Source organism: Brevibacterium yomogidense, from assembly GCF_016107685.1.
GTDB classification, from domain to species: Bacteria; Actinomycetota; Actinomycetes; order Actinomycetales; family Brevibacteriaceae; genus Brevibacterium; species Brevibacterium yomogidense.
In genome coordinates, this window is sequence record NZ_JABASY010000006.1 from 102,016 (window position 1) to 115,901 (window position 13,886).

Annotated in this window: 10 protein-coding genes; 6 read left to right on the plus strand and 4 right to left on the minus strand. The window is 69.5% G+C overall.

Annotated elements, in window-relative coordinates:
* Positions 1–76 precede the first annotated feature (76 nt).
* Together JFC09_RS13925 and JFC09_RS13930 are read right to left on the minus strand one after the other, a co-directional pair.
* Positions 77–1,021: a siderophore-interacting protein gene (locus JFC09_RS13925; protein WP_198394641.1), complete on the minus strand. Its 945-nt coding sequence runs from the start codon at positions 1,019–1,021 to the stop codon at positions 77–79.
* Positions 1,022–1,225: 204 nt separating this feature from the next.
* Positions 1,226–3,907: a bifunctional acetate--CoA ligase family protein/GNAT family N-acetyltransferase gene (locus JFC09_RS13930; protein ID WP_198394642.1), complete on the minus strand. Its 2,682-nt coding sequence runs from the start codon at positions 3,905–3,907 to the stop codon at positions 1,226–1,228.
* Positions 3,908–3,950: 43 nt separating this feature from the next.
* Here JFC09_RS13930 and JFC09_RS13935 point away from each other — a divergent pair, with 43 nt between their 5' ends.
* Together JFC09_RS13935 and JFC09_RS13940 are read left to right on the plus strand one after the other, a co-directional pair.
* The gene (locus tag JFC09_RS13935; protein ID WP_198394643.1) at positions 3,951–4,538 is read left to right on the plus strand and encodes a DUF5998 family protein; all 588 of its coding nucleotides are present in this window, start codon (positions 3,951–3,953) and stop codon (positions 4,536–4,538) included.
* Between the two features lie 7 nt (positions 4,539–4,545).
* Positions 4,546–5,769, plus strand: coding sequence for an alkaline phosphatase family protein (locus JFC09_RS13940; protein ID WP_198394644.1), 1,224 nt, complete (start codon positions 4,546–4,548; stop codon positions 5,767–5,769).
* Positions 5,770–5,826: 57 nt separating this feature from the next.
* Here the strand turns inward: JFC09_RS13940 and JFC09_RS13945 are convergent, their stop codons facing one another.
* Complete coding sequence (locus JFC09_RS13945) at positions 5,827–6,300, minus strand: GtrA family protein (protein WP_198394645.1); 474 nt, start codon at positions 6,298–6,300, stop codon at positions 5,827–5,829.
* Between the two features lie 71 nt (positions 6,301–6,371).
* Between JFC09_RS13945 and JFC09_RS16950 the strand changes: the two genes are divergently transcribed.
* Together JFC09_RS16950 and JFC09_RS13955 are read left to right on the plus strand one after the other, a co-directional pair.
* Positions 6,372–8,264 carry a 5-(carboxyamino)imidazole ribonucleotide synthase gene (locus JFC09_RS16950; protein WP_198394646.1) on the plus strand — a complete coding sequence of 631 codons (1,893 nt, stop codon included), beginning with the start codon at positions 6,372–6,374 and terminating at the stop codon, positions 8,262–8,264.
* Positions 8,265–8,357: 93 nt separating this feature from the next.
* Positions 8,358–9,506, plus strand: a complete 1,149-nt coding sequence (locus tag JFC09_RS13955; RefSeq protein WP_198394647.1) for an acyl-CoA dehydrogenase family protein — start codon at positions 8,358–8,360, stop codon at positions 9,504–9,506.
* A 105-nt stretch (positions 9,507–9,611) separates the two neighbouring features.
* Here the strand turns inward: JFC09_RS13955 and JFC09_RS13960 are convergent, their stop codons facing one another.
* Positions 9,612–10,601 (minus strand): patatin-like phospholipase family protein, encoded by a 990-nt coding sequence (locus tag JFC09_RS13960; RefSeq protein ID WP_198394648.1) that lies wholly within the window; start codon positions 10,599–10,601, stop codon positions 9,612–9,614.
* 115 nt (positions 10,602–10,716) lie between these two features.
* Here JFC09_RS13960 and JFC09_RS13965 point away from each other — a divergent pair, with 115 nt between their 5' ends.
* Together JFC09_RS13965 and JFC09_RS13970 are read left to right on the plus strand one after the other, a co-directional pair.
* Positions 10,717–11,913: a pyridoxal phosphate-dependent aminotransferase gene (locus tag JFC09_RS13965; protein ID WP_198394649.1), complete on the plus strand. Its 1,197-nt coding sequence runs from the start codon at positions 10,717–10,719 to the stop codon at positions 11,911–11,913.
* A 205-nt stretch (positions 11,914–12,118) separates the two neighbouring features.
* Positions 12,119–13,594, plus strand: a complete 1,476-nt coding sequence (locus JFC09_RS13970) for an LCP family protein (RefSeq protein ID WP_198394650.1) — start codon at positions 12,119–12,121, stop codon at positions 13,592–13,594.
* Positions 13,595–13,886: the final 292 nt, after the last annotated feature.

Genomic DNA, 13,886 nt, shown 5'->3' on the forward strand with positions numbered 1-13,886 from the left:
AGCCAGAGGGGGCTGACGAGCAGGCCTTGCAGAGACTGGGTCGGCGGTGGAAACCTCCGGAAACGGGATCCGTTCGTCAGGCTGCTGGGGTGGTGCACTGCGGGCAGGCACGCCCGCGCAGTGTGCGGTCGAACGCCGCTTCGCCACGGCGCCAGTAGCCGTCGACCGTCCAGTTGTCACGCGTGAGGCGCGTGCGGAAGGTGAGGTAGCAGCGCAGCGACTTGATGGACATCGCTTCACCGGCGGCCCAGACGTAGCCGTTGGGGTTCGTGAAGTCGTACTCCATCACCGCGTCGGCCAGCAGCGTCGTCGTGCCCGGCTGCGCGTCGCCCCGGTACAGCCAGTGGACCGTCAGGTCCGCGCGAGTGGGCAGCGGGATCTGCGAGGCGGGGGAGGCGACTTCGATGAACGCGGTCGCGGCAGTGCCCTTCGGAAGCGTCTCTGCCCAGCGGGCCAGCGCCGGCAGGGCCGTGTCGTCCGCCGCCAGCACATACCAGTCGAACGTGTCCTTCACGAGGTAGGTGCTGCGAGGCCCCATCGACCCCAGGCGGTCGCCGGGGGCGGCGGTGGCGGCCCAGTGGCCGGCCACACCGTGCGTGTGCAGGACGAAATCGATGTCCAGGGTGCGGTTCGCGGAGTCGAACCAGCGGATCGTGAAGTCACGATGGGTGAGCCCGCGGATCGCGAAGCGGCCGTCGACGATTGTCGGCAGGACAGGCATGCCGTCCTCGTCCATGTCGAAGAAGAGCTTCAGGTGCTCGTCCGGGCTGATGCTGGGGAAGCCGGCGAAATCGTCGTCCGCGCGGAAACGGATCCGCATGAGCGCTTCAGACAGGCGGAGGGTCGAGACCACGGTGAGGACGCGAGGACTGGTGTCGAAGCGGAACGTCGCATTCCGCGTGTTCTCACGCAGCGGTGCGTGCTCGGTGCGGACTGCGGGCCGCGGGATCGCCGGAGCCAGGGCGCGATCAGCCTCCGTCGGCGCAGTCCCCGTCAACGGGTGCATGGCGAGCGTGCTCATCGGTCCTCCTTCGGCGATACGAGAACCGGCGACCCGGTAGGGAAGCCTCACCTGTTCTCATTCGGTCACTCAAACGTACGCTAAAGAAGTGTGATGAGGCAAGCCTAACGCTACTGTTCTGAGACGCAGAACACAGGTGTTCACGGGCCTCGCAGCCCGGATCGCCCTCAGGCCACCCTCAGGTCGGCATGGCACTCACGGCGCTCACGCGAGTCGGCGCCGCGCGGAGTCGATCCGGTCGACGGACGACCGCAGGACCACGCGGATGCTCAGCACGTGCGCCTTCGTCTGAGTCGCGACGACAGGGTGGATGGCGATGTCCGCGACGGCGGGGAAGTCATCGACCAGCTGGGAGACCCGCAGGAGGAGCTCCTCGATGGGGGCGACGTTCATGACGGGCAGCCCCTTGTAGCCGAACAGGCGGGGTGCGGCCTTCACGGAACGGATCATCTCCGCAGCGTCGACGTCGGTGAGTGGTGCGACGCGGTGGGCGATGTCGCCCACCAGTTCCGTCGTGTCACCGGACAGGGAGAAGGACACGACCGGGCCCAGGAGCGGGTCCTCCCCGCCGCGCACCACGCACGCCGTGCCCGGGGGCGCCATCCGCTGGACGTCGATCTCGTAGGGCCCCTCCGTCGTGAACTCGTCGATGACGTCCCGGATCTGCGCGTAGTCGTCCCGCAGCTCCTCCGGCGATTCGATGTTGAGCCGCACACCGCCCAATTCCATGCGGTGCCGCAGGCGGGTGTGGACCGCTTTGAGCGCCACCGGGTAGCCCAGCTCCTCGGCCGCAGCGAGCGCCTCATCGACGGACGACGTCGTGATGTGAGGGAGGACGGAGATGCCGTACGCCTCCAGGAGCTTCCGTGTGCGCGACGGGGTGAGCACGACAGCTTCGCCGTCGCCGATCGCGTCGAGCGATTCGTCGATGACCTCCCGCGCCGCACGCCGGTCGATGTTCCCGAGCTCCGGGTAGTTGCCGTGGTCCTCACCGCGCCACATCGCGTAGTCCGTCGTCCGCGCCAGAGCGGTGACGGCGTCCTCGGGCCCGAAGTAGCTGGGGACGGTGCGGGACTCCGGGGTGCCCTCCGCGCCGGGCACGAACGCCGTCAGCTCGTCGCGCACACCCTGGACTCCGGAGAAGCAGGCGATGGTCGTCTGCCGGGCCTGCGCGGCCTGCTCGGACAGCGCCTCGGCGATCTCCTGCTCCGACGCACCGGCGGACGGGGTGAAGCTCACGATGACGGAGTCGACGTCGTCGTGGCCGAACATCTCCTCGAGGGCCTCCCCGAACTCGCCCGCCCGCACCTCCGGGTGGAGTGACACCGGGTCGCGGCTCACGACGAGCCCTTCCGCACGCGCCGCCTGGACGAGGAGCGTGCCCATCGCCGCGGAATTGCCGACGATCCCCACCCTGCGGCCCGTCGGGAGGGGTTGGCTCGCGAGGACCTGGGCGATGTCGAACAGCTGACGGATCGAATCGGCGCGGATGATGCCGGACTGGGCGAGGACCTCGTCGAGGGCGCCGCCGGCACGCTCCTCCAGCCCGGACAGGCGGACCTCGTGGCCCGGGGGCAGCTCCTGCCCTGTGAGGTCGGACTTCACGACGACGACCGGCTTGACGCGGCTCACCCTGCGGGCGATGCGCGAGAACTTGCGGGGGTTGCCGATCGACTCGAGGTAGAGGCCCACCGCCTTCGTCGCCGGGTCCTCCTCCCAGTACTGGAGGAGGTCGTTGCCGGACAGGTCCGCACGGTTCCCCGCGGACACGAAGGTGGAGATCCCCAGGCCCAGGCGGGTCGCCCGTGCCAGCAGTGCGGTGCCCAGCGCACCCGACTGGCTGAAGAGGCCCAGGCTGCCCGGCTCCGGCAGGAAGGGGGACAGGGACGAGTTCAGGGCGACGTCCTCGGCGGTGTTCGCGATGCCGAAGCTGTTGGGACCCACGACCCGCATGCCGTGCGAACGGGCGGTGGCGACGACCTCGCGCTGCAGCACGGTGCCCTCCGGGCCGGCTTCGGCGAAGCCGGAGGAGATGACGACGACTGCCTTGACACCGTGGGCGGCACAGTCGCGGACGACGCCGCTCACGGAAGCTGCGGGCACCGCGATGACGGCAAGGTCCGCGGGCTCCGTGAGCTCGTCGAGGCTGCGGACGGTCTGCACCCCGGCGATCGCCTCGGCCTCGGGGTGGACGACGGTGAGGGTGCCCTGGAAGCCCGCGGACGTGAGGTTGCGGACCAGCAGGTTACCGGTGGAGTGCCGCTTGCGGGAGGCCCCGATGACGACGACGGACGACGGGTGGAGGACCGACCGGACGCTCAGCGCCTCCGCACGGTGCTCCCGGGACGCGATGACCTGCATCGCGCGGTCCGTCGGATCGATCTCGAAGCGGACGGCGACGACGCCGTCCTCGAACTCGCGGGACACCTCGTACCCCGCGGCGGCGAACACCTGCAGCATCGAGCGGTTCTGGGGCAGCACCTCGGCGGTGAAGATGCTGATCCCGACTTCGCGGGCGGCGACGGCCAGGTGCTCCAGGAGGATCGAACCGACGCCACGGCCCTGGTGCGAATCGGAGATGTTGAAGGCGACCTCGGCGGATTCCGGGTCGATCCGGTCGAAGCGACCCACCCCGATGACCTCGTCGCCCACGACGAGGACGAAGGCGACGCGGTCCCGGTAGTCGACGGTGACGAACCGGTCCAGGTCCTTCTTGGGGATCTGCGGCATGGGGGCGAAGAAGCGGAGGTACACGGACTCCGGCGACTGGCTCATGTGCATCCGCTGCAGGGCGTCGGAGTCGGACGGGACGATCGGTCGCAGGTGGGCGGTGCCGCCATCGCGGAGGACGACATCGGCCTCCCAGTGTGAGGGGTAGTGCGTCATGGTCACGAGCATATGCGCGATGGACGGCGCATATGCTGTGCGCATGGCCATTCCCCATGAACTCGTCACAGAACTCCAGGCCGCCGGGTATTATCCGCAGCTCGCCGGGACCATGATCGTCGAAAGCCTGTTCGACGAGGACATCAAGTCGCACTTCGTCCATATCGACACGCATGTGGACCTCGACTCGATCCACCGCCACGTGACGGCCTTCGCGATCACGCCCACCCGCCTGCTCATCGCGCACGTCGACGACGATCCCGCCCCGCGCCCGCTGGGGCAGCCGCCGCGGGCGATAACGTCGTCGGAGGCGATCGAGCTGGGAGACATCCGCACCGTCCTCATCGGCCGCACCTACGAGAAGCCGGCACACTTCGAGCCGGGGCAGGAGCCCGTCGAGGTGTCGCTCACCCTGGGCTGGGGGTCGACGACACGGATCGACACATTCCCGGAAGCATGCACCGACCCGCAGTGCGACGCGGACCACGGCTACGGCGGCAGCCTCCTGTCCGAGGACCTCACCCTGCGTGTGTCCGCGCTGGCTGAAGGGCCCGAGGCCGTGACGCGCGCCCAGACCTTCGCACTCGATCTTCGCAGGGCCACATTCGCCGCCACGCACGGACGGAGCTGAGCCGCCGATGGTGGAGAGCTCAGATCCTGTCGAGGCTGCAGGCCCGGCCGTCGACGGCGCGGGTCGTGGGGCGGCGGGAGCACTGCGCGTGCCCACCCCCGACTACGCGGGGCCGCTGCTGTCGGACGTGATCCCGGCCGCCGCGCTCGCGGTGGGCGGGGAGGACATCCTGTCGCCCGAGGCCGCAGCCCGCGCCCGGCGCATCAGCCCGGACTCTGAGGCCCGGACCGCGGTCGTCGTCCTCATCGACGGGCTGGGGTCCCGGCTGCTTCGCCGCCGGGCGGCGCACGCGCCGTTCCTCCGGTCGCTGCTGCCGGACGAGACGCTGCTGAGCGCGGGATTCCCGTCCACCACGGCGAACTCCCTGTCGTCGCTGGCGACCGGCCTGCTGCCGGGAGCTCACGGGGTGATGGGGTACACGCTGCTGGACCCGGAGCGGGACGAGGTCTTCAACCAGCTCACCGGTTCCGAACACGTCGACGGGCGCCTGTGGGTGCCGGACGCCACCCTGTTCGACCGGCTCATCGCCGGTGGGATCGACGCCGTGAACCTGGGGGAGCCCAAGTTCGACGGCCGCGGACTCAACCGGGGCTCGATGCGGGGGGCGCGGTTCCGCGGCTCTCGCACGCTCGACGAGAGGGTCGACCACGCACTCGAGGAACTCCGTTCCCCCGGCCGGCATGTCGTCTACCTGTACTGGGGCGCGCTCGACAAGAACGGGCACGTCCACGGCGTCGACGCGTGGGAGTGGCTGGAGGAGCTCGAAGCGATCGACGGGAGCATGAGACGGCTCGCCTCCTCCCTGCCGCGTGACGCGGTCATGACGGTGACGGCCGACCACGGGATGATCGACGTGCCGCACGAATCCCGCCTCGACCTCGCGGAACACACCCCGCAGCGCGACCTCCTGCGGGCGGTCGGCGGGGAACCGCGGGCCACCCACCTCTACGCCCGCGCCGGGGCGGAGGCGGACGCGCTCGCCGCGTTCCGCGACCTCGTCGGCGCGCGGGGGACGGTCCTCACCCGCGCCGAAGCCGTCGCCGCCGGTCTCTTCGGTCCGGTCCGCGAGAAGAACCTGCCGCGGATCGGCGACCTCGTCGTCATCGGGGAGCCCGGATTCGGGATCGTCGATTCGGAGAACGACTCACCCGCGGCACTGGCACTCGTGGGCCACCACGGGGGAGTGACCGCGGACGAACTCGAGATCCCGCTGCTCACCATCACGGGGTGAGCGCGGCGGACGCCGACCCTCAGACGTCGTCTGCCGAGGCGCCTCAGCCGAGGTGCCTCAGCCGTCTGCGGGGTCCTCGAGGTCGACCGTCGCGCGCCTCGGTGTGGGCGGTGTGCCCTTCTTCGGGCGGTACAGGACGTGGCGGTACATGAGATAGCGGAAGACGTTGCCCAGCAGGACGCCGACCACGTTGCCGGAGACGTTGTCCGCGAACGCGGACGTGAGCCCCAGGACGTGGTGGGAGAACCACAGGCAGAGCAGCGCGATGAGCAGGCCCACGGCGTTGACGGCGAAGAATCCCACCGCCTCGCGCACGGGGGTGTTCGTCCGCCCGTCCCGGAACGTCCAGTAGCGGGACCCCACCCACGACACCGCCGTCGCGGCCGTGACGGACAGGACCTTCGCCCACATGGGGCCCATGCCCACCGGATCCAGGCGCAGCAGATTGAAGAGACCGATGTCGACGAGGAAGGCGACGCCGCCGACGGCGGAGAACTTGCCGACCCGCCGCAGCTCCTTCACCAATCCCATGAGCGCCAGAATACTGGCCGCTGAGCACGCCGCTGAACACGTCACCGTCCGGCGCGCATAGACTGGCTCCCGTGACTTTCCCGAAGATCGGCGTCGTGGGCGGCGGACAGCTCGCCAGGATGATGGCGCCAGCAGCGGAGGCGCTGGGCGTCTCCTTCCATGTCCTCAGCGAGGCCGACGGTGCCTCCGCCGCACAGGTGTCCGCGAACGTCACGGTGGGCGACTACCGCGATTGGGACACCCTCGAGGCGTTCGCGCGGACCGTCGACGTCCTCACCTTCGACCACGAGCACGTGCCGCCGGAGCACCTGCGGGCACTCGGGGCCGCCGGACACAGCGTCCACCCCGGTCCGGACGCGCTCATCCACGCGCAGGACAAGCTGGTCATGCGCAAGAGGATCGACGAGCTGGGCCTGCCGAACCCCCGGTGGGCCGAAGTGGCCTCCGTCGCCGACCTGGAGGTCGCGGCGCAGGACCTGGGCCTGCCCCTCATCCTCAAGACTCCCCGCGGCGGCTACGACGGCCACGGTGTCCGGGTGATCCATGACCCCGCCGAGGCCGCGGACTGGTTCGCCGACGCCCCCGGCCCGCTGCTGGCGGAGGAGAAGGTCGACTTCACCCGTGAACTGGCGGTCATGGTCGGCCGCTCCCCGTCGGGTCAGACCGCAGTGTGGCCGGTCGTCGCGACCTACCAGCAGGACGGCGTGTGCAAGGAAGCGATCGCACCGGCCCCCGGCCTGGCGCCGGAGCTGTCCGCACGCATCCAGGGCGACGTCATCGCGCTCGCCACGAAGTTGGGCGTCACCGGCGTCATGGCGATGGAGATGTTCGAAGTCCCTGGTGGCTACCTCGTGAACGAACTCGCGATGCGCCCCCACAACACGGGCCACTGGACGCAGGACGGCTCTGTCACCAGCCAGTTCGAGCAGCACCTGCGGGCGGTGCTCGATCTGCCGCTGGGCGACCCGACCGCGACCGCGCCGCTCACCGCGATGGTGAACGTCCTGGGTGCCGACCGCGACGACCTCTACCACGCGTACCTCCACGTGCTCGCCCACGACCCCGCGGTCAAGGTGCACATGTACGGCAAGGGGGTGCGGCCCGGCCGCAAGCTGGGGCACGTGAACCTGGCCGGGACGGACAGCGCGGAGCGGCTGCTCGCCCGAGCCCGCCACGCCGCCGACTTCATCGCAGGCGTCGACACGAACCCGCACCCGGACTTCGGCCCCGAAGGTGAGACGGACACGGGCGGCACTGCGAGTGCGGCTGCCGGAGCCGCAGCCTCGGCGGCGGGGACGTCGGTGAGTTCGACGGCAGCCGCGGGGACAGGATCCGTCTCGACCGCCTCGGCGGCGGGGTCCCAGGCGCAGCCGCGGGTCGGCATCGTCATGGGTTCGGATTCGGACTGGCCCACCATGTCCGCGGCCGCGGACTCGCTGCGGGAGTTCGGCATCCCGTTCACCGCGGAGGTCGTGTCCGCGCACCGCATGCCGGAGGAGATGGTGGAGTGGGGCCGCACGGCGGCCGACCGCGGCCTCGAGGTCATCATCGCCGGTGCCGGCGGTGCCGCCCACCTGCCCGGCATGCTCGCCTCCCTCACGTCCCTGCCGGTCATCGGTGTGCCGGTGCCGCTGAAATACCTCGACGGGATGGACTCGCTGCTGTCGATCGTCCAGATGCCGTCCGGCGTCCCCGTCGCGACCGTGTCCGTAGGAGGCGCCGCGAACGCGGGACTGCTCGCGGTGCGGATCCTCGCGGCCGGCGGGACCGGAGATCGCGAGGCGCACGCGAACGGTGCACAGGCCGGTGAGGACGACACCCCGGCTGGCGGGAACGATACTCCTGCAGCCGCGGACCTCCGTGCCGCTCTCGACGAGCACCGCGCCGCTCTGCGGGACACGGCACAGGCGAAGGGCCGGGCCCTCGCCGAACGCCTCGCAGCAGGAGACACTGCGCGCGACTGAGACCAAACCCCACGGCGGCTCCCACCACGGGAGACCGTCACCTCCACGAACAGGACAGCGTCGAGCCGTCGGGCCGACCAGAAGGAGCTGAGGATGACTTTCGATCTCTACCGTCCCACTGAAGAGCACGACGAACTCCGGGCAGCGGTCCGTGACGTCGTCGACGCGAAGATCACCCCGTTCGCCGCGGAGGTCGACGCCGACTCCCGCTACCCGCAGGAGGCGCACGACGCGCTGCTCGCGACCGACTTCTTCGCACCCCACGTGCCGGAGCAGTACGGCGGCGTGGGTGCGGACGCGCTCGCGACCGCGATCGTCATCGAAGAGGTGGCGCGCGGGTGCGCATCGTCCTCGCTCATCCCGGCCGTCAACAAGCTGGGCTCGATGCCGGTGCAGCTGGGCGGCGGAGAGGCGATCAAGGAGAAGTACCTCACGCAGCTCGCGGAAGGGCGCGCGTTCTCTTACGGACTCTCCGAGCGCGAGGCCGGGTCCGACACCGCGTCGATGAAGACCCGTGCGGTGCGCGACGGCGACGGCTGGGTCCTCAACGGCGTGAAGACGTGGATCACGAACGCGGGGGAGTCCGACTTCTACACCGTCATGGCGGTCACCGACCCGGACGGGCCGCGCGGACGCAACATCAGCGCGTTCGTCGTGGAGAAGGGCGACGAGGGCTTCACGTTCGGGGAGAAGGAGCGGAAGCTCGGCATCAAGGGCAGCCCCACGCGGGAGCTCTTCCTCGAGGACGTGCGCCTGCCCGCCGACCGCATCATCGGCGAGGAGGGCGAGGGACTCAAGATCGCCCTGCGCACGCTCGACCACACGCGTGTGACGATCGCCGCGCAGGCCGTGGGCATCGCCCAGGGCGCCCTGGACTACGCGATCGGCTACATCAGGGAGCGCCAGCAGTTCGGCAAGGCGATCGCTGACTTCCAGGCGATCCAGTTCATGGTCGCGGACATGGGCATGAAGCTCGAGGCCGCACGCCAGCTCACCTACGTCGCAGCGGCGAAGAGCGAGCGCGAGGACGCGGACCTTGGCTACTTCGGTGCCGCGGCCAAGGCCTACGCGTCCGACGTGGCGATGGAGGTCACGACCGACGCCGTGCAGCTGCTGGGCGGCGCCGGCTACGTCTCCGACCACCCGGTCGAGCGCATGATGCGCGACGCGAAGATCACCCAGATCTACGAGGGCACGAACCAGGTGCAGCGCCTCGTCATGGGACGCAAGCTGCTGGCGTGACATACGGAGGCGCGTCGCACAGCGGCGCGTGACACGGAGGCGCGTCGTCGCGCAGCCATGCGACGACGCGCCTTCACTGTGCCCTGTGGTGAGCTCGGGCGTCTGTCAGCTGCCCGGCCACAGTTCCGGCGCCTTGGTCGTCAGGAACTTGTTCGCGGCCTCGCGCCCGGACCGGATGAGCCGCTCCGACTGTGCGGGAGCCAGCTCGAAATCGAGCGCCGACGTTCCGGCCGTGTCGATGAACATCGTGCGGTCGATCGTCGACGGCTCGTCGATGTGTCGACGATCGATCCCGTGCAGAGCGGTCGAGACCAGCGCCTTCGTCACCCCGAACAGACCGCCCACAGGCTGAGAGATGGATGGTTCGTCCTCCCGCGCGGACAGCCGCATGCCGAATGTGGGCCAGCGGGCCGCCGTCCGGTCGGGCTGGTCGAACACCCCGATCGGGTAGTTCGACAGCAGCCCGCCGTCGACCAGGCTCACAGCACCCCGCGGAGGTGTGCGCAGCCGCACCGGCCGGAACATGAACGGGATGGCGGCGGACGCGCAGACGGCCTCCGCCACCGACTGCTCGTCGGGGTCGAGACCGTAGTGCTCGTAGTCCCACGGGAGCAGGGACATCCGGTGGTTCGACAGGTCGCTCGTGACGACGACGAGTGAGAACTCGCGCTCCGGGTGCAGCGCAGAGCCGGGGTCCGTCCGCCGCAGGTCGCCGAACGTGCGCACACCCAGGTCGGCCAGCACACCGGTCAGCCAGCGCTGCAGATAGCGGCCCTCGTGGAGGCCGCCCCGGGCGGCGAGGGACACGACGTCGGCGAGGACGTGCGCGGGACCCAGCGCACGTCCGATCCTGCTCGAATCGGGCACCCGTGAGTAGTCGAGGGTCGCGACGAGTTCCGACAGGCGATTCGGTGACTCGTCCGCGTGCTGCAGAGCGGCGACGAGGGACCCTGTGATCGCGCCCGCGGACGTTCCGGCGATGCGCGGAAACGTATAGCCGACAGCGCTCAGGACGTCGAGCGCCCCGACGAACGCGGTCCCCTTCACACCGCCGCCCTCCATCACGAGGTCGGCTCGTCGTGCAGTTCTCGTCATAGCGCGAGCCTAGAGCAGTACTGACGTCCGGCGGCTGAAGGTGCAGACTGGTGACGACAGGCCACTGCAGCCTGGCACAGAGGGCAACCGGTTGGAAGCGCGCGAGGAGACCGTCATGAAGATCGCACACCGCATCGACGACTTGGGGACGGAGACCGCGTTCGCCGTCGCTCAGGCCGCAGCCGAATGGAAGGCGAAGGGCAATCGCATCTTCCCGTTCCACCTGGGAGACATCGACATCCCCACGGCACCGCACATCGTCGACGCGATGAACGCTGCGATCGCAGACGGGAAGACCGGCTACTGCCCGGGACCGGGGATCCCGGAGCTGAGAGCCGTACTCGCAGACGACATCGGCGGCCAGCGCGGCATGCCGGTGGACGCAGAGGACGTCGTCGTGACAACCGGCGGGAAGCCCGTCATCACGAAGTTCCTCCAGACGGTCATGAACCCGGGGGAGGGCGTGCTCTACCCGAACCCCGGCTTCCCGATCTACGAGTCCCAGATCGAGTACTTGGGCGGGGTGCCGCTGCCGTACAGGTACGTGCCCACGCCGGACGGCTTCGCGATCGACCTGGACCACCTGCGGTCGCTCATCACCCCGCAGACGACCGCCCTGATCTACAACGACCTGCAGAACCCCATCTCCGCGGAGTCGACGGACGCGGAACGTGAAGCGGTCGCGAAGATCGCTCAGGAGCACGACCTGTGGGTGCTGTCCGATGAGGCGTACTTCGAGATGCGCTATGAAGGCGAGTCGCGGTCGATCGCGGCGCTGCCCGGCATGCAGGAGCGGACGGTCATCCTCTACACCTTCAGCAAGAAGTTTGCGATGACGGGTTCGCGGCTGGGCTGTGCGGTCGCGCCGCGGGAGGTCGCGAACATCATCTCCACCCTCAACACGAACGACGAATCGTGCACGACGCACTTCGTCCAGTGGGCGGGCATCGCCGCGCTGCAGGGCACCCAGGAGCCCGTGCACCGCATGCTCGACGAGTTCCGGGGGCGCAGGGACGCCGTCTGCGACCTGGTGAACGGGATCCCGGGGATGAGCGTCGCGGTGCCCCAGTCGACGTTCTACGTATTCCCCGACGTCACGGAGACCGTGCAGCGGATGGGGCTCACCGACGTCGGGGAGTTCGCACAGCAGGCGCTGCACGCGACAGGGGTGTCCTTCTGCACCCGCGAGCACTTCGGCAGACGGCAGCCGGGTGAGGACCGCGACTACATCCGGCTCGCCTACTCCGGAATCGGCCTGGACGACATCACGGAGGGGCTGGGCCTCCTGCGCGACTGGGTCGAATCCGTCTGAGCCTCCTCCGTCTGAGCCTCCTCCGTGTGAGGCTCCGCACGGGAGCACGTCCCGCGTCTCTCTGAGCCGCCCCGGGCCACCTGGGGCCGTCCGACTCCTCCGGGTGCCCAGGGATCTTTCACCGACCTGCCGGGGCGTCTTACGTGAGAATGATCCTCTGATCATGCATTGTGGTGCTGTCAATCCGCTCCAGCCCCGAGGCACCGTGACAGACAAGCGCTCGCTCCAGTACGTGGACCCCATCCGTGAACCCCGGCACCTCGACGCACCGCGTCGTGACGTGCGCGGATGGGTGCTGCTCGCTGCGACGATGCTCCTGCCCGGCAGCGTGCAGTCGGTCTTCCGCGCGCGCCGCGCGCGGATCCCGCTCGTCATCACCCTCGTCACCTGGCTGGTCATCCTCGGCGCGATCATCATCGTGCTCATCCGACGGCAGTTCCTCTTCACCGTCGCGACGAACCCCTTCGTCCTCGTCTTCGTGCTCCTGCTGCTGGTCGTGGCGGGCGTGAACTGGGTCGTGTGCCTCTTCGACACCATCCGCCGCGTGCGCGTCCACACGCTGAGTCCCCGGGTCCGCACCCGCTTCCTCGCGGCCGCCGCCGTCGCCGTGCTCGTCGTCACCGGCGGCACGGCCTACGGGTCGATCATGGTGAACAGCCAGCGCGGACTCATGTCCGACCTCTTCGCCGGCGGGCTGGGGGAGCGCCCCGTCGACGGCCGCTACAACATCCTCCTGCTGGGGTCCGACGCCGGGAAGGGCCGGGAGGGCATCCGCCCGGACAGCATCACCCTGGTGAGCGTCGACGCGAAGTCCGGCGCGGCCGTCATGATCGGCCTGCCCCGCAACATGCAGAACGTCCCCTTCGACGACGACAGCCCGCTCGCCTCCCACTACCCGAACGGGTTCGACTGCGGCGACGAGTGCCTCCTCAACGCCGTCTACCAGCAGGGGGAGGAGCACGCGGACGAATACCCCGACGACGTCACCCCCGGCGTCGAGGCGATGAAGGAGGCCGTCGGGGGCGTGACCGGGCTCGAGGTCCAGTACCACGCGATGATCGACCTGCAGGGCTTCGAGGACCTCATCGACGCGATGGGCGGCATCACGGTCGTCTCGGAGAAGCGCGTGCCGATCTCGTCGGCCATCGACCCGTCCACCGGCCAGCACGGCCCGGTGAAGGGCTGGATCGAGCCGGGTGAGCAGCACCTCGACGGCTACCACGCCCTCTGGTTCGCACGGTCGCGCGAATTCGCCTCCGATTACGAGCGGATGACCAGGCAGCGCTGCGTCCAGGACGCGATGGTGCGCCAGCTGGACCCGGCGACCCTCCTGCTGCGCTTCCAGGACATCGCGAAGGCCGCTCCGGAGGTCGTGACGACGGACATCCCCCAGGTCCAGGTGGACCGCTTCGTCGACCTGGCGCTGCAGACGCGGTCTGCCGGGACGACGTCGCTCAACCTGACCCCTCCCGAGGTCAACCCCACCCACCCCGACTTCGTCGAGGTGCAGCAGCTGGTCTCCGACACGATCGAGACATCGTCGCAGGACGCCGAGGCCGCAGCACCCCAGTCTGCCGGCTCGGTGTCGCTGTGGGCGGCTCCTGCCGGGGGAGAGGCGACGGACGCGGGCGACGGCGAAGGATCAGACCCTGACGCGGAATCCATCTGCAGCGTCCCCTGACGTCTGCTGACAAGTCGCGACGGCTGTTGGCGACCGGGTACTCTGTCGTAGTCGAGAGTGCGAAGCCACTGCAGGAAGCCGCGTCGGCGCGGTCCGGTCACCGGTGTGACTCGCTCACTCGCTGCCAGAGAACCCACAGGGTCCTGTGAGCACTGTCACGTCGTATCGTGACCGTTCAGCGGCCTGAAGGCCGATCTGCGAGAAACTTTTTCAGGCGCACAGTCCCGCGAGAACTCGCGGAACCACATCGATGTCATTTTGGTCAAACGCGAGATTTCAACTCAGACACGCC

Coding starts and splice junctions, on each gene's coding strand:
- JFC09_RS13925 (WP_198394641.1), bottom strand. CDS start 1,021: ATGAGCACGCTCGCCATGCACCCGTTGACGGGGACTGCGCCGACGGAG.
- JFC09_RS13930 (WP_198394642.1), bottom strand. CDS start 3,907: ATGACGCACTACCCCTCACACTGGGAGGCCGATGTCGTCCTCCGCGAT.
- JFC09_RS13955 (WP_198394647.1), top strand. CDS start 8,358: ATGACTTTCGATCTCTACCGTCCCACTGAAGAGCACGACGAACTCCGG.
- JFC09_RS13940 (WP_198394644.1), top strand. CDS start 4,546: ATGGTGGAGAGCTCAGATCCTGTCGAGGCTGCAGGCCCGGCCGTCGAC.
- JFC09_RS13935 (WP_198394643.1), top strand. CDS start 3,951: ATGGCCATTCCCCATGAACTCGTCACAGAACTCCAGGCCGCCGGGTAT.
- JFC09_RS13960 (WP_198394648.1), bottom strand. CDS start 10,601: ATGACGAGAACTGCACGACGAGCCGACCTCGTGATGGAGGGCGGCGGT.
- JFC09_RS13965 (WP_198394649.1), top strand. CDS start 10,717: ATGAAGATCGCACACCGCATCGACGACTTGGGGACGGAGACCGCGTTC.
- JFC09_RS13945 (WP_198394645.1), bottom strand. CDS start 6,300: ATGGGATTGGTGAAGGAGCTGCGGCGGGTCGGCAAGTTCTCCGCCGTC.